The 14,652-nt window shown below is 71.1% G+C and carries 14 protein-coding genes; 8 read left to right on the top strand and 6 right to left on the bottom strand.

Going from position 1 to position 14,652, the window contains the following annotated elements:
- The first annotated feature begins 26 nt into the window (after window positions 1-26).
- The gene (locus MPE_RS16395) at window positions 27-1,085 is read left to right on the top strand and encodes an NAD(P)H-dependent flavin oxidoreductase (RefSeq protein ID WP_011830823.1); all 1,059 of its coding nucleotides are present in this window, start codon (window positions 27-29) and stop codon (window positions 1,083-1,085) included.
- A gap of 21 nt (window positions 1,086-1,106) precedes the next feature.
- Here the strand turns inward: MPE_RS16395 and MPE_RS16390 are convergent, their stop codons facing one another.
- Entirely contained in the window at window positions 1,107-2,441 is a 1,335-nt protein-coding gene (locus MPE_RS16390) for a class I SAM-dependent methyltransferase (RefSeq protein WP_011830822.1), read from the bottom strand.
- A gap of 79 nt (window positions 2,442-2,520) precedes the next feature.
- Here MPE_RS16390 and dapF point away from each other — a divergent pair, with 79 nt between their 5' ends.
- The 4 genes from dapF to MPE_RS16370 are packed head-to-tail and all read left to right on the top strand — an operon-like array spanning window position 2,521 to window position 6,365.
- Window positions 2,521-3,411, top strand: coding sequence for a diaminopimelate epimerase (gene dapF, locus MPE_RS16385; RefSeq protein WP_011830821.1), 891 nt, complete (start codon window positions 2,521-2,523; stop codon window positions 3,409-3,411).
- Window positions 3,412-3,416: 5 nt separating this feature from the next.
- Window positions 3,417-4,094 (top strand): DUF484 family protein, encoded by a 678-nt coding sequence (locus MPE_RS16380; RefSeq protein ID WP_011830820.1) that lies wholly within the window; start codon window positions 3,417-3,419, stop codon window positions 4,092-4,094.
- An 11-nt stretch (window positions 4,095-4,105) separates the two neighbouring features.
- Window positions 4,106-5,113 carry a tyrosine recombinase XerC gene (locus tag MPE_RS16375; protein WP_011830819.1) on the top strand — a complete coding sequence of 336 codons (1,008 nt, stop codon included), beginning with the start codon at window positions 4,106-4,108 and terminating at the stop codon, window positions 5,111-5,113.
- 58 nt (window positions 5,114-5,171) lie between these two features.
- Window positions 5,172-6,365, top strand: coding sequence for a class I SAM-dependent rRNA methyltransferase (locus tag MPE_RS16370; protein ID WP_011830818.1), 1,194 nt, complete (start codon window positions 5,172-5,174; stop codon window positions 6,363-6,365).
- A gap of 29 nt (window positions 6,366-6,394) precedes the next feature.
- Here the strand turns inward: MPE_RS16370 and MPE_RS16365 are convergent, their stop codons facing one another.
- From MPE_RS16365 to MPE_RS16355, 3 genes are read right to left on the bottom strand one after another with little or no spacing between them, the layout of a single operon-like run.
- Window positions 6,395-6,826, bottom strand: coding sequence for a potassium channel family protein (locus tag MPE_RS16365; protein ID WP_011830817.1), 432 nt, complete (start codon window positions 6,824-6,826; stop codon window positions 6,395-6,397).
- Between the two features lie 17 nt (window positions 6,827-6,843).
- Window positions 6,844-7,293, bottom strand: coding sequence for an rRNA maturation RNase YbeY (gene ybeY / locus MPE_RS16360; protein WP_011830816.1), 450 nt, complete (start codon window positions 7,291-7,293; stop codon window positions 6,844-6,846).
- A 1-nt stretch (window position 7,294) separates the two neighbouring features.
- Window positions 7,295-8,251, bottom strand: a complete 957-nt coding sequence (locus tag MPE_RS16355; RefSeq protein ID WP_041929731.1) for a PhoH family protein — start codon at window positions 8,249-8,251, stop codon at window positions 7,295-7,297.
- Window positions 8,252-8,343: 92 nt separating this feature from the next.
- Here MPE_RS16355 and MPE_RS16350 point away from each other — a divergent pair, with 92 nt between their 5' ends.
- The 3 genes from MPE_RS16350 (at window position 8,344) to ruvA (ending at window position 11,551) form a co-directional block, all read left to right on the top strand.
- Window positions 8,344-10,203 carry a sensor histidine kinase gene (locus tag MPE_RS16350; protein WP_011830814.1) on the top strand — a complete coding sequence of 620 codons (1,860 nt, stop codon included), beginning with the start codon at window positions 8,344-8,346 and terminating at the stop codon, window positions 10,201-10,203.
- A gap of 67 nt (window positions 10,204-10,270) precedes the next feature.
- Window positions 10,271-10,930, top strand: a complete 660-nt coding sequence (locus MPE_RS16345; protein WP_011830813.1) for a response regulator — start codon at window positions 10,271-10,273, stop codon at window positions 10,928-10,930.
- Between the two features lie 42 nt (window positions 10,931-10,972).
- The gene (gene ruvA / locus MPE_RS16340) at window positions 10,973-11,551 is read left to right on the top strand and encodes a Holliday junction branch migration protein RuvA (protein WP_011830812.1); all 579 of its coding nucleotides are present in this window, start codon (window positions 10,973-10,975) and stop codon (window positions 11,549-11,551) included.
- Here ruvA and mutY read toward each other — a convergent pair.
- Window positions 11,548-12,642: an A/G-specific adenine glycosylase gene (mutY, locus tag MPE_RS16335; protein ID WP_375136159.1), complete on the bottom strand. Its 1,095-nt coding sequence runs from the start codon at window positions 12,640-12,642 to the stop codon at window positions 11,548-11,550. The genes ruvA and mutY overlap by 4 nt on opposite strands.
- Before the next feature lie 8 nt (window positions 12,643-12,650).
- Window positions 12,651-14,600, bottom strand: a complete 1,950-nt coding sequence (locus tag MPE_RS16330) for a dynamin family protein (RefSeq protein ID WP_237706339.1) — start codon at window positions 14,598-14,600, stop codon at window positions 12,651-12,653.
- Window positions 14,601-14,652: the final 52 nt, after the last annotated feature.

Raw genomic sequence — 14,652 nt, 5'->3', positions numbered from 1 at the left:
CCGCCTACCGACCGCAAGGAGACACCATGTCCAGCGCTGCCACCTCCCAACTGCTCGCCCTGCTCGGCACCGAGCTGCCGATCATCCAGGCGCCGATGGCTGGCGTGCAGGTCGGCGCGATGACCGTCGCCGTCAGCAACGCCGGCGGGCTGGGCTCGCTGCCGGCCGCGATGCTGGGCGCAGACGCGCTGCGCAGCGAGCTGGCCGCGATCCGCGAACGGACCGCACGCCCCTACAACGTCAACTTCTTCTGCCATGCACCGCCCGTGCCCAGCAGCGAGCGCGAGGCGAACTGGCGGGCCACGCTGGCGCCGTACTACCGCGAGTTCGGTATCGACGCCTCGGCCATCCCGCCGGGCCCGGGGCGACGCGCGTTCGGTGCCGAGGAGGCGGAGCTGCTGGCCGAGTTCGAGCCGCCGGTGGTGAGCTTCCACTTCGGGCTCCCGTCGGCCGAGCTGATGGTGCGCGTGCGGCGCTGGGGCGCGAAGCTGCTGGCGTCGGCCACCACGGTCGACGAGGCGCGCTGGCTCGAGGACCACGGGGTCGACGCCGTCATCGCCCAGGGCCTGGAGGCCGGCGGCCACCGCGGCCACTTCCTGTCCGACGACCTGAGCGCCCAGCTCGGGACCTTCGCGCTGCTGCCCCAGGTGGTGCGGGCGGTGCGCGTGCCGGTGATCGCGGCCGGCGGCATTGCCGATGCGAACGGCGTGGCCGCAGCGCTGGCCCTGGGCGCGGCCGGCGTGCAGGTGGGCACGGCCTACCTGCTGTGCCCGGAAGCGACCACCAGCGCGCTGCACCGCGCCGCGCTGCAGAGCGACGCCGCGCGCCACACGGCCCTCACGCGCCTGTTCACCGGCCGGCCCGCGCGCGGCATCGTCAACCGTGTGATGCGCGAGCTGGGGCCGATGAACCCGGCCGCGCCCGCGTTCCCGCTGGCCACCGCGGCGATCGCGCCGCTGCGCGCACACGCCGAGAAGCAGGGCAGCGGCGACTTCTCGCCGCTGTGGTCGGGGCAGAACGCGAGCGGCTGCCTCGCGTTGCCGGCCGCCGAGGTGACGCGTTCGCTGGCGGAGGGTCTGCTGTAGCGGCGCGCCGCTGCGGGCCGTTCAGCCGGCGCTGCCGGGTTGCGGCGCGGCCTCCGCGCGGTCGGTCGCCAGCAGCGTCTCCAGGCATTGCTCCTGGACGCCGTAGTAGTCCTTCAGCGCGCGCACCTGCTCGCGCAGCGGTTCGGCGGCCCTCGGGTGCTCGCGCTTCACCGCCAGGATCATCTTGTTCTTCTGGGTGTGCTCGAGCGAGGTGAACTCGAACACCTGGGTGTCGTAGCCCTCGGCCTCCAGCAGCAGCGCGCGCAGGCCGTCGGTCAGCATCTCGGCCTCCTGGCCGAGGTGGATGCCGTGCCGCAGCAGCGGCAGCAGCAGCGTGGGGCTGCGCAGCTGCGGGCGCAGCTGCTTGTGGCAGCAAGGCGAGCACATGATGATGCGCGCGCCCGAGCGGATGCCCATGTGCATCGCGTGATCGGTGGCGATGTCGCAGGCGTGCAGCGCGATCATGATGTCGACCGGCCGGGCCGCGTAGCTGCGCACGTCGCCCAGCTCGAAGGACAGGCCGTCCAGGCCGAGCTGCTGCGCGGTGGCGTTGCCCAGAGCGACCATGTCGTCCTTCAGGTCGACGCCGGTGACCCGGACCGGGCGGTGCAGCGTGCGGCGCAGGTGGTCGTGCACCGCGAAGGTGAGGTAGCCCTTGCCGGCACCGAAGTCCAGCACCTGCAGCGGCTGCTCACCCTGAGCCTGCGCGAGCGACGGAGCCGACGCCAGCGCGTGGGCCAGCACCTCGATGAACTTGTTGATCTGCTTCCACTTGCGTGCCATGGCCGGCACCACGCGGTGCTGGGCGTCGGTGACGCCCAGGGCGACGAGGAAGGGCTGCTGCGGGTCGACGTAGCGGTGCTTCTCGCGGTCGTGCGAAGGCGGTGCGGCCGTCGGCGCGTCGGACCCGCCGTTCGCCAGTGCGGAGGGCTGTTCCGGGTTCTCGGCGGCGGCATCGGCCGGCGCGGCGGGCTTGCGGCTGCGCCGCAGCGTGGCCTTGCCCTTGCGGCTGATGGCGAGCTGCAGTTCGCCGTCGGGGGTCAGCAGGTGCAGGTTGTCGAAGGCGCTGTCGATCAGCTCGGCCACCGTGGACAGGCCCTCCTCGACCGGCAGGTTCTTCGTCACGTCCTTCGTGCGGTGGTTGTAGGTCAGCGACAGGCAGGCGCGGCCCTTCAGCGTGAGCGGCCGCACCAGCACGCGCTGCAGGTCGGGCCGGGGCCCGCGCGGGCCGGCCAGCACCATCTTGACGAGGCGGTGGTCGGCGAGGGCGGCGCGCGCCTCGTCGAAGAACTGCGTGCGCGGTTCCGCCGCGGGCGGCCGGGCCGCAGCGGCGGGAGGGATCGGGGTCGTGGGCACGGAGGAGCGGCGCGGAGCCGGGATCGAGGACGCCTCATTGTCGGCTGGCGGCACGGGAGGGGTCGATAATCCCGTCATCATGAAGCTGCGGTTCACCAAGATGCAGGGCGCGGGCAACGACTTCGTCGTGCTCGACGCCACCCGAGAGCCGCTGACGCTGAGCCCGGCGCAGTACCGCTATCTGGCCGACCGGCGCTTCGGCGTCGGCGCGGATCAGGTCCTGATCGTCGGCGCGAGCGACGAGCCCGGCATCGACTTCACCTACCGCATCGTCAATGCCGACGGCAGCGAGGTCGAGCAATGCGGCAACGGGGCGCGCTGCTTCGTTCGCTACGTGCGCGAGGCCGGCCTCACGAAGAAGAGCGCGATCCGCGTGCGCACCGCCGGCGGCGTGATCGAACCGCGCTGGCTGGTGGACGGCCGCGTCACCGTGGACATGGGTGCGCCGGTGTTCGAGCCCGCCCGCGTACCGTTCGACGCCGCCGGCCTGCAGCCGCGCGAGCTGAACGGCTTTGCGCTGTGGCCGCTGGACGCGGCGGACCGCACGGTGGAGGCTGCGGTGGTGTCGATGGGCAACCCGCATGCGGTGATGAACGTGGCGCAGTTCGGCAGCGGGGGCGTCGACGAGGCGCCGGTGGCCGAACTGGGCCCGCTCGTCGAGCGCCACACGCGTTTCCCGCAGCGCGTGAACGCCGGCTTCCTGCAGGTGCTGAGCGATACCCATGTGAAGCTGCGCGTGTACGAGCGCGGCGCCGGCGAGACGCTGGCCTGCGGCACCGGTGCCTGCGCCGCGGTGGTGGCGGGCATCCGCCTCGGCTGGCTGCGCGCCGGCACGCCGGTCGACGTGGACACGCGCGGCGGCGAACTGACGATCGAATGGGCCGGCCGCAGCGACGCGCCGGTGTGGATGACCGGCCCCGCCGAGAGCGTGTACGTCGGCGAGATCGATTTACCGGAACAGGGAGACTGACCCAGATGAGCACGCAAGGCATTACCGAGGACGACATCGCGAGTTTCCTGCAGCAGACGCCTGGCTTCTTCGAGCGCCATGCCGACACGCTGGCCAGCGTGCAGCTCACCAGCCCGCACGGCAACCGCGCGGTCTCGCTGCAGGAGCGCCAGATGGAGATGCTGCGCGAGAAGATCCGCGGCCTCGAGATGCGGCTGGTCGAGATGATCCGCCACGGCCAGGAGAACGTGGCGATCGCCGACAAGCTGCACCGCTGGACGCGCTCGATCATGCTGACCAACAACGCCAGCGACCTGCCGACCGTGCTGGTGGAGCAGCTGAAGCACGAGTTCCTGATCCCGCAGGCCGGCATCCGCGTGTGGGGCGCGGCCGATGCCTTCGAGTCGCTGGCCTTTGCGCGCCCGGTGAGCGACGAGGTGAAGAGCTTCGCGACCAGCCTGACGCAGCCCTACTGCGGCGTGAACTCGGGATTCGAGGCCGCCGGCTGGTTCGACGAGTCGGGCGCGGTGGTGTCGCTCGCGATGCTGCCGCTGCGCCACGACCCGTCCGCGCCGGCCTTCGGCATGCTGGTGCTGGGCTCGCCCGACCCGACGCGCTACACCGCCGACATGGGCACCGAGTTCCTGGTGCGCATCGGCGAGCTGGCCAGCGCCGGCCTGCACCGGCTGCTGCCGGTGCACTGACGAGGCCCATCGTGCCGTCGGCGCCCGCGGCCGCCCGACGCCGGAGCGCCGTCGCCACCCGCCGCGAGCCTCCGGATGGCACACCGGCCGCGCCGCTGCCGCTCGACGCCGATGTCGTCGGGCACCTCCAGCACCTGCGCGTCGAGCGCCGCCTGTCGGCCAAGACCCTGCTCAACTACGAGGAGGCCTTTCGGCGGCTCGGCGAAGCGGCGCAGCGCGACGGCGTAGCCCTGCGTGCCGTGCAGCCGCACCACGTGCGCCACTGGATGGCGCGGTTGCATGCCGGCGGGCTGGCGCCGCGCAGCATCGCGATCGCGCTGTCGGCCTGGCGCGGGCTGTACCGCTGGCTCGGGCACGAAGGCCGGGTGGCGCTGAACCCGGTCGAAGGGCTGCGGGCGCCTCGCGCGGCCAAGCCGTTGCCGAAGGCGCTGTCGGTCGACCATGCCGTGGCACTGGCCGATCACCGGCAGGTCGACGGCGATGCGCGGCTCGAGGCGCGCGACCGCTGCCTGGTCGAACTGCTCTATGGCTGCGGCCTGCGGGTGGCCGAACTGGTGGACCTGGACGTGACGCCCGGCGGTGGCGCGCTGGGCTGGATCGACCGCGCCGACGCCGAGGCGCACGTGCTCGGCAAGGGCAGCAAGCGGCGCAGCGTGCCGGTGGGCCGGGCGGCGCTTGCCGCGCTGGACGACTGGCTGGCGCAGCGCGGCAGCGTGGCGCAGGTCGACGAGCCGGCGCTGTTCGTCAGCCGCCACGGCCGGCGGCTGACGGCCTCGCAGGTGCGCACGCGGCTGAAGGAGCGGGCCATCCAGGCCGGCCTGCCGACCCATGTGCACCCGCACATGCTGCGGCACAGCTATGCCTCGCACCTGCTGCAGTCCAGCGGCGACCTGCGCGCTGTGCAGGAGCTGCTGGGGCACGCCAACATCACGACCACGCAGGTCTACACCAAGCTCGACTTCCAGCACCTGGCCAAGGCCTACGACGCGGCCCACCCGCGGGCGCGCAAGAAGTCGTGATGCGTCGCCGGCGGCGCCGGCGGCGCCGGCGCGCGCCGCCCCACGCGACAATCCGGTCATGAAATCGATCCGTCTGCGCGCCGGCAAGGAGCGCTCGCTGCTGCGCCGCCATCCCTGGGTGTTCGAGGGCAGCATCGCCTCCGGGAAAGCCGATCCGGGCGAGACCGTGCGGATCGACGCCCACGACGGCAGCTTCCTCGCGTGGGGTGCCTACAGCCCGGCGTCGCAGATCCGCGTGCGGGCCTGGAGTTTCGATGTGGCCGAGCGCGTCGATGCGAGCCTGTTCGCGCGGCGCGTCGAGCGCGCGGTCGCGCTGCGTGCGCGGTTGGCGATCGACAGCGACGCCCAGCGCCTGGTGCATGGCGAAGCCGACGGCCTGCCCGGGCTGATCGTCGATCGCTACGGCGACACGCTGAGCGCACAGTTCCTCGGCGCTGGCGTCGAGCGCTGGAAGCCGGCCATCGCCGAGGCCCTGCTGGCGGCCACCGGGTGCGCGCGGCTGTACGAGCGTTCCGACGCCAACGTGCGCGAGCTCGAGGGCCTGCCGAGCGCGACCGGCTGGCTGCGCCGGCCCGCTGCCGACGAGGGCGCGACCGAACTCACGATCCGCGAGCACGGTTGGCAACTGAAGGTCGATGTGGCGGAGGGCCACAAGACCGGCTACTACCTCGACCAGCGCGACAACCGGCTGCGCTTCATGCAGCTGGTGCGGCAGTTCGGCTGCCGGCGCGTGCTGAACTGCTACAGCTACACCGGCGGCTTCTCGGTCGCCGCGCTGGCCGGCGGCGCGCAGCAGGTGATCAGCGTCGATTCGTCCGGCCCGGCGCTGGCGCGGGCGAGCGAGCACGTGCAGCTGAACGGCTTCGATGCGGCGCGGCACGAGGCGCTGGACGCCGACGTGAACGGCACGCTGCGGCGCCATCTCGAGCTCGGCGCGAGCTTCGACGCCATCGTGCTCGACCCGCCGAAGTTCGCGCCGACGGCGGCGCACGCCGAGCGCGCGTCACGCGCCTACAAGGACATCAACCGCCTCGCGCTGAAGCTACTGGTGCCCGGCGGCCTGCTGTTCACGTTCTCGTGCTCCGGCGGTGTCGACGCCGCCCTGTTCCACAAGATCGTCGCCGGCGCCGGACTCGATGCCGGGGTCGACGGCTACCTGCTCGAACGGCTGGAGGCGGCGCCGGACCACCCGACGACGGTGAACTTCCCCGAGGGCGAGTACCTGAAGGGGCTGGCGATCCTGAAGCAGTGAGCGTGGCGCAACGCCTTGCTCCCTCCCTCTCAGCGCTCGCGTCGCCGCCAGAAGCGCTCCATCTCCAGGTACAGGAAGGACGCGGACCAGCCGATCAGCAGCAGGCCGTTGAGCGCCTCGACGCCGGCCAGCAGCCGCACCGGGCCGGCCGGCACCACGTCGCCGAAGCCCAGCGAGGTGTAGGTCTCGGCCGAGAAATAGAGTGCGCTGCCGAGGTCGGGCGTGGCGGTGCCGCCCAGCGACCCGTGGCCGGCGCTGATGATCAGCAGCCAGTAGCCGGCGCCGTAGAGGAGGATCTCCGCGCCGTGGCCGATGAAGCAGCCGAGCACGGCGACGATCAGCTTGGCCCGGCCCGGCCAGTGCAGCCGGTCGAGCAGGCGGGTCAGCAGGTTCAGCACCTCGTAGTGCGTCAGCGTCGTGGCGACGATCAGCAGCACGCAGCTGAAGACGACGAGGGCCATGGCCGACAGGAATGCGCTCAGGCGTAGGGATCGGCGTAGCCGAGCGCACGCAGCACCTCGGTCTCGCGCGCTTCCATCGCCTGCGCCTCGGCCTCGATCTCGTGGTCGTGGCCCTGGGCGTGCAGGGTGCCGTGCACCAGCAGGTGGGCGTAGTGGGCTTCCAGTGAGCGGCCCTCGTCTCGGGCCTCGCGCTCGACCACCGGGGCGCACAGGATCAGGTCGGCCACCACCACCGGCTCGGCCTCGTAGTCGAAGGTCAGCACGTTGGTGGCGTAGTCCTTCTGCCGGTAGTCGCGGTTCAGCGCGCGGCCTTCGTCGGTTCCGACGATGCGCACCGTGATCTCGGCCGGCACGTCCAGTGCGGCGCGGATCCAGCGCAGTACCTTGTGGCGCGGCAGCTGGGCCCGATGGCTTGCATCGGCGAACTGCAGCGACAGCTTCAGCACCGGACGGGCGGGGCGCTTCATCCTAGGACACCGGCTTTGCCGCGGTCTCGTAGGCCTCGACGATGCGGGCCACCAGCGGGTGGCGAACCACGTCCGCCGACGTGAAACGCGTCATCGCGATGCCCTTGACGCGCCGGAGCACGCGCTCGGCCTCGATCAGGCCGCTCTCCACGCCCTTGGGTAGGTCGATCTGGCTCACGTCGCCGGTGACGACGGCCTTGCTGCCGAAGCCGATGCGGGTGAGGAACATCTTCATCTGCTCGGTGGTGGTGTTCTGTGCCTCGTCGAGGATGACGAAGGCGTGGTTCAGCGTGCGTCCGCGCATGAAGGCCAGCGGCGCGATCTCGATCGTGCCTTTCTCGAAGGCCTTGGTGACGCGCTCGAAGCCCATCAGGTCGTAGAGCGCGTCGTACAGCGGGCGCAGGTAGGGGTCGACCTTCTGCGCCAGGTCGCCGGGCAGGAAGCCCAGACGTTCGCCGGCCTCGACGGCCGGCCGGGTGAGGACGATGCGCTGCACTGCGCTGCGCTCCAGCGCATCGATCGCGCAGGCCACGGCGAGGAAGGTCTTGCCGGTGCCGGCCGGGCCGATGCCGAAGGCGATGTCGTGGTCGAGGATGTGGCGCAGGTACTGGGTCTGGTTGCCGGTGCGGCCGGCCAGGTCGGCATGGCGGGTGCGCAGGGTGATGGCGCCGTCGCCGGGGTTCGCGTCGCGGACGCCGCCGCCCTGGGCGGCCTCGACCAGCGCGAGCTGGAAGCTCTCGGGGGTGATGGGCTTCTTGGCGCGGTCGTAGAGCGACTGCAGCAGCGCCGTGGCGCGCTCGGCCTGCGCCTTGGCCCCTTCGATGCGGAAGGACTCGTTGCGGCGCGTGATGCCGACGTTGAAGGCCGCCTCGATGGCACGCAGGTGCTCGTCGAGCGTGCCGCACAGGTGCGCGAGGCGGATGTTGTCGAGCGGGATGAAGGCGTGGCGCAGGATCACGGGCAGGGCGGTCGCGTGGGGAGCCCGATTGTGGCGCGGCCGGGCGCCGGCGACAGGCACGCCCCGCGCACCATCCTGCACAATCGCCGCCCATGCTTCGCCACCTCTCCGCGCCCGGGCGCCTGTTTCTGCTGCTGTGGCTGGGCCTGTGCGGCGGCCTGCCGTTCGCCGCTCCGACGGTCGCCCAGACGACGGACCTGCTGACGCTGCGCAGCGCCCAGGTCGCCAGCGTGCCGTCACTGACGCTCGCGCCGCCGGTCGGCGGCGGTTTCGAGACCGTGGCACTCCCGGACGACTGGTCGGCGCAGGGCCCGGCGGGCGAACAGGTCAAGTGGTACCGGCTGCGCTTCGATGCGCCGCAGCAGGCTGCGGGCGCCTTGCTCTCCGCCTACATCCCGCGGGTGTGCTCGAACCTCGAGGTCTACCTCAATGGCCAGTTGCTCTATCGCGGTGGCAGCCTGCGCGAGCCGGTCACGCGCAACTGCTACCAGTCGCAGCTGGTCAGCCTGCCCGCCGGTCTGCTGCATGCCGCCGGCAACGAACTGGCGCTCCAGGTGGTGGGCTACCCGCTGCCGCGCGTGGCGGGGCGTCAGCGTGCCGGTGGCTTGTCGGAGGTGCTGATCGGGCCCTATCCGCAGTTGCGCGAGCTGCATGAGCGCCAGCGCTTCTGGAACGTGAGCTTCGCGCAGATCGTGGCGGCGACGCTCGTGATGATCGGCGTGGTGATGCTGGCGCTGGGCTGGGTGCGGCGCGTGTCGCACCTGAAGTACTTCGGCGTGGTGTCGCTGGGCTGGGCGCTGCTAAGCGCTCGCATCTGGTGGCGCGACATCCCGCTGCCGAACGGCACGCTGGAACTGCTGAGCTGCATCGCCTTCGTCCCGCTGTCGGTGTGTGCGGTGCTGTTCCTGCTGCGCTACTGCGGCATGAAGTGGCGCGCCGTCGACATCGCCCTGTGGACCCAGTGCCTGGTGATGCCGGCCGGCCTGTTGCTGGCCGGGCCGGAGCGGCTGTTCTCAGGGGCGGTGCTGTGCTATTCCGTGCTGGCGCTGGAGGTGTTCGCGGCGATCGGCTTCTGCCTCGCGCACGTGTGGCGCACGCGGCGCGGCGAGTTCTGGCTGCTGGGCTCGATCCTCGCACTGGTCGTGGTGGTGATCGGCATCGAGGTCGGTGTGCAGGACAGCTTCCTCAAGCTGCCCAATGTCCATGTCATCCACTTCGCGATCCCGCTGCTGTTCTGCGTGCTGGCGTTCCGGCTGGTGCAGACCTTCGCGAACGCGCTGACCGCCGCCGAGACGGCGCGCCAGCAGCTCGAGCAGCGCGTCTACGAGATCTCGGCCGAGATCGAGCGCAACTTCTCGCACCTGGCCGAGGTGCGGGTGGAGCAGGTGGCCGAGAAGGAGCGCAAGCGCATCGCCGCCGACCTGCACGACGACCTGGGTGCCAAGCTGCTGACCATCGTCCACACCAGCACCGACGAGCGTATCTCGACGCTGGCGCGCGAGGCGCTCGAGGAGATGCGGCTGTCGGTGCGTGGCATCGCCGGCAAGCCGGTGCAGCTGACCGACGCGCTGGCCGACTGGCGTGCCGAGACGGTGTCGCGGCTGGGCGATGCCGGCATCGAGATCGAGTGGCACAGCACCGAGCCGACCACGCCGCGCACCCTGGCGGCCCGTTCCTATGTGCAGACGACGCGCGTGCTGCGCGAGGCCACGAGCAACCTCATCAAGCACAGCGGCGCCTCGCGGGCGACCGTCACCTGCCGCATCGGCGACGAGTTCCAGCTGGTGATCCGAGACAACGGGCGCGGCATCCCGCTCGAACTCGACGGCCGCCTCGACCGCGGCCACGGCATGGCCAGCATGAAGCAACGCGCCAAGCAGATGCAGGGCCAGTGCCTGATCGAGTCGGGCCCGGGCTATGGAACCGTGATCCGGCTCACGCTTCCGCTGTGAGCAGCGCCCGGTCGCTTGCGGGCCTTGCCGTCAGCGCTCAGACTGTTACCATGAAACGGTGAGTGACATGACCCACATCCTGCTGCTGGAAGATCTGCCCGAGATCCGTGTCTGGTTGAAGGCACTTGCGTTGCAGGTGTTTCCACAGGCGCAGATCACCGAGGCCGCCCGCGTGCACGACGCGCGCGAGCACATCAGCGCCCAGCGCTTCGATCTGGCATTGGTCGATCTGGGCCTGCCCGACGGTTCGGGCGTGGAGGTGGTGGCGGCGCTGCGCGAGGCCCAGCCCGAGGCGCAGTCGGTGGTCGTCACGATCCACGACGACGACGACCACCTGTTCCCCGCGCTGCAGGCAGGAGCCTTCGGCTACCTGCTGAAGGAGCAGTCCCGCGAACAGCTGGCCGACCAGCTGCGACGCATCAGCGCCGGCGAGCCGCCGCTGTCACCGTCGATCGCGCGCCGCGTGATCCAGTATTTCGCGGCCCAGCAGCGCAGCCAGTTCCGCGAGAAGACGCCGCTGATGCCGGGCGTGACGCTGACCGAGCGCGAGAACGAAGTCCTGCTGCGCGTGGCCAAGGGCTTCACGCTGCCGGAGATCGGCGTGCAGCTGAACCTGTCGCGCCACACCATCGCCGACTACGTGAAGCAGATCTACCGCAAGCTCAACGTGAGCTCGCGCGCTGAGGTGGCCCTGGAGGCCCAGCGGCTCGGCCTGTTCCGGCGTTGAAGACGGCGCACCCGTGCGCCGCGACCGCCGCGGCAGCCTAGGATGCTCGGTCGCCTCACCGGCCTGCTGGCCGAGAAATCCCCGCCGCAGGTGCTGATCGACGTCGGCGGCGTCGGCTACGAGGTCGACGTGCCGATGAGCAGTTTCTTCAACCTGCCCGCCATCGGCGAGAAGGTCACGCTGCTGACGCACTTCGTCGTGCGAGAGGACGCGCAGGTTCTGTTCGGCTTCCTCACGGCGCCCGAGCGCGAAACCTTCCGGATGCTGATCAAGATCTCGGGTGTCGGGCCGCGCACCGCGTTGTCCATCCTGTCCGGTCTGACGGTGGGTGATCTGGCGCAGGCGGTGACGGCGCAGGACGCCAGCCGCCTCGTCAAGGTGCCGGGCATCGGCAAGAAGACCGCCGAACGGCTGCTGCTCGAACTGAAGGGCAAGCTCGGTGCCGATCTGGGCCCCGCGATCGGCGGCAAGCCGGCCAGCGACGCGCAGGCCGACATCCTGCAGGCGCTGATCGCGCTGGGCTACAGCGAGCGCGAGGCGCAGGCGGCGGTCAAGGCGCTGCCGGCCGAGGTGGGCGTCAGCGACGGCATCAAGCTCGCGCTGAAGGCGCTGGCGCGTTAGCGCGCCGCGAGCAGCTTCTTCAGCGGCGCCGGCAGCCCCACGGTATCGAGGGCGTCGAGCGCGATCCAGCGGCCGGGGCCCAGCGCGGCCTCGACACCCTCTGCGCTGTCCAGCACCGCGCGCCGCGGGTGCAGCGTCCAGTCGAAGTGGGTCAGTGCGTGCTCGATCAGCGGCTGCGGCTCCACCGGCACCTGCCAGCGCTGCACCACCGCACCGAGCGCGGCTTCGTCGTCGAGCAGTGGCAGGCTCCACAGTCCGGCCCACACGCCGGTCGCCGGGCGTTTCTGCAGCCACACCGCGCCAGCGTGCTCCAGCCACAGCCACCAGTGTTCGCGGCGGGTGCGCTTGAGCTTGCGCGTCTTCACCGGGTAGGCCTCGGGCCGGCCCTCACGTCGCGCCACGCAGTCGCCCTGAAGCGGGCAGAGCAGGCAGTTCGGCTTGCGGGCCAGGCAGACGGTGGCACCCAGGTCCATCAACCCCTGGGTGTAGGTCGGCATGTCGGCCGACGCCGGAGGCAGCAGCTCGCAGGCCCGAGCCCACAGGCCGCGCTCGTGGCGGGCGACGGCGAGGTCGGCGCTGAAGCCCAGGACGCGCGTCAACACGCGCTTCACGTTCCCGTCGAGGATCGCGGCCCGCTCGCCGAAGCAGAACGCGGCGATGGCGGCGGCGGTCGATCGGCCGATGCCGGGCAGCGTGGCGAGCTGCTCGGCGCTGGCCGGGAAGCGGCCGCCGTGCTCGGCCATCACCGCCTGGGCGCAGCGGTGCAGATTGCGCGCGCGGCTGTAGTAGCCCAGGCCAGCCCAGGCGGCCAGCACGTCGTCGAGCGCCGCGCGCGCCAGCGCGGCCACATCCGGAAAGCGTTCGAGAAAGCGGACATAGTAGGTCAGCACGGTGCTGACCTGGGTCTGCTGCAGCATGATCTCCGACAGCCACACGCGGTAGGGATCGCGCTCGCGCTGCCAGGGCAGTCCGTGGCGACCCTGGGTGCGCTGCCACGTCACCACGCGCTCGGCCAGGCTGGCCGTGGTGGCGGTTGCGCCGGTGTCGGGCGCGGAAGCCGGCGTCCTGCCGCTCGGGGCCGGTGGGGACACGGCGGCGCTCAAGCGCGGGCCGGATCGATCTCGAAGTCGAGCAGCAGGTCGATCGAGTCGTCGAGGAGTTCGCTGGTGCTGACGGTATCCCGCTCGGACAGGTCGCCGCGCGGATCGGCGTGCAGTCGGGTGCCCTCGACCAGCTCGGTCACGCGCTGCTGCAACTGCTGCAGGCGCGCATCCTGGCTCTCGAGCTCGCTCAGGCGCGACTCCAGTTCGCCGGCGGCGGCCTGGATGCGTTCGAGTGCCTCGCGCCGGCGCTTGAAGCCCCGCCGACGGTCGCGCAACTGGGTGTCGATCTGAGCGGACGCGGTCTTGTTCCACAGCTCGAGTTCGCCGCTGGCGCTCTCGAAGACGACGCGCAGCCGCGACACCAGCATGCGGCGGAACTGCTCGAGGAAGCGCTCCTGCGTGAGCTTGAGTGCCTGCGTCAAGCCCAGGTACTGCACGTAGTTGCGTTCGATCAGGTCGAGGTCGCCGATGAAGCGGCCGAGTTCGGGCGTGGGCGCGACCAGCAGGCTGAACCCGAATTCGGTGTTCAGCATCTCGAACGACGCCTCGAGCATCGAGTGGATCTCTTCGCTGCGCGATTGGGCGCGCTTCATGCGCTCGCGCAGCTTGCCGCACAGCGTCATGAAGGCCTTCTTGGCGCCGAGCTGCAGCAGCGAGCTGCGGATGCCTTCCTGCATCTCGCCCACGTGCTCGCGCAGCCGGTCGCTCGACAGGTCGAGCAGCGCGTCCTTCAGCATGCGGGTGTGCACCACGCGCATCGCCTGCAGGCGCGAGATGCACTGTTCGAACTCCGCCGCCTCGGCATCGACGCGCGTCAGCATCAGCTTGACCTTGGTGGCGTTCTTGCCGCGCAGGCCGCGCAGCTCGAGCAACTGCTCGGCGATCTGACGGCGCCGGTCGGTCAGGCGCCGGCCGACCTGCTGCTCGACGATCGCGATGCCCTCGACGCCGATCTGCGCCAGCATTTGCTGGCGTTGGGGTAGCAGCCGTTCGCTCAGGGCCTCCTCGAGCGCGGGAAGGCGGCTTGCGACGAGATCGGCCTCGTCACCGGCCACGCGCGCCGCCAGGGCCTGCTTGGCCGACAGCGGGAACACGCGTTCGCGAGGCATGTTGAGCGTGTGGGCCACATCGTTGCACTGGCGTTCGATCTGCGCCTCGGTCTCCTCGGCCGTGCTGAGCGGGTCGACCAGTGTGTCGATCTTGTTGAGCACGACATAGCGGCTCACGCCCTGCACGCCGAGGTGGTCGCGCCAGATGGCCAGGTCGGACTTGGTGACGCCGGTGTCGGCGCTCAGCACGAACACGGTGGCGTGGGCCGCCGGCAGCAGGCCGACGGTGAGCTCGGGCTCAGCACCAATGGCATTGAGGCCCGGCGTGTCCAGCACGACCAGGCCGCGTTTGAGCAGAGGGTGCGGCAGGTTGATCAGCGCATGACGCCAGGCCGGCACCTCGACGCATCCCTGTTCGTCGAGCGGCGGGTTGTCGTCCGGCGTGTCGTCGTTCCAGAAGCCGAGGTCGCGCGCCATCGTCACGCTGACCGACCGGGTCTGGGTCACCTGGGTCAGCGCCTGCGCCAGACCTTCGGTGTCCTCCATGTCCAGCGGCGTCAGCTGCCAGGCGCGGGGCTGGCGGCGCAGGTCGGCGAGCGAGGGGCTCTGCAGGCGCGTGTCGATCGGCAGCAGCGCGAGGCCGGGCGGCTCGTCGGCCTCGTAGCCGATCTCCACCGGGCACATCGTGGTGCGGCCCGGCGTTGCCGGCAGGATGCGGCGGCCGGTGTCGGCGAAGAAGATGGCGTTGATCAGCTCCGACTTGCCGCGCGAGAACTCGGCGACGAAGGCGACGATGAGCTTCTCACCCGCGAGCCGCTGGCGCAACGACTCGAGAAGGCCGGTCGCGGGCTCGTCGAGCAACTCGTGCTCGCGCAGGAAACGGGCGAGTTCCCGCACCCTGGATTCCAGCGTGCTGCGCCAGTGACCAAGGGTGTCGACACTGTGGGCG

This window comes from Methylibium petroleiphilum PM1, from assembly GCF_000015725.1.
Taxonomy (GTDB): Bacteria; Pseudomonadota; Gammaproteobacteria; order Burkholderiales; family Burkholderiaceae_C; genus Methylibium; species Methylibium petroleiphilum.
This window is presented reverse-complemented; position numbering and strand designations above follow the sequence as displayed.

Bases quoted from the DNA above. Each gene is read 5' to 3' on its own strand.
- ybeY (WP_011830816.1), bottom strand. From the start codon at position 7,293: ATGAAGCGCCCCGCCCGTCCGGTGCTGAAGCTGTCGCTGCAGTTCGCC.
- MPE_RS16370 (WP_011830818.1), top strand. From the start codon at position 5,172: ATGAAATCGATCCGTCTGCGCGCCGGCAAGGAGCGCTCGCTGCTGCGC.
- ruvA (WP_011830812.1), top strand. From the start codon at position 10,973: ATGCTCGGTCGCCTCACCGGCCTGCTGGCCGAGAAATCCCCGCCGCAG.
- MPE_RS16395 (WP_011830823.1), top strand. From the start codon at position 27: ATGTCCAGCGCTGCCACCTCCCAACTGCTCGCCCTGCTCGGCACCGAG.
- MPE_RS16380 (WP_011830820.1), top strand. From the start codon at position 3,417: ATGAGCACGCAAGGCATTACCGAGGACGACATCGCGAGTTTCCTGCAG.
- MPE_RS16345 (WP_011830813.1), top strand. From the start codon at position 10,271: ATGACCCACATCCTGCTGCTGGAAGATCTGCCCGAGATCCGTGTCTGG.
- MPE_RS16350 (WP_011830814.1), top strand. From the start codon at position 8,344: ATGCTTCGCCACCTCTCCGCGCCCGGGCGCCTGTTTCTGCTGCTGTGG.
- dapF (WP_011830821.1), top strand. From the start codon at position 2,521: ATGAAGCTGCGGTTCACCAAGATGCAGGGCGCGGGCAACGACTTCGTC.
- MPE_RS16365 (WP_011830817.1), bottom strand. From the start codon at position 6,826: ATGGCCCTCGTCGTCTTCAGCTGCGTGCTGCTGATCGTCGCCACGACG.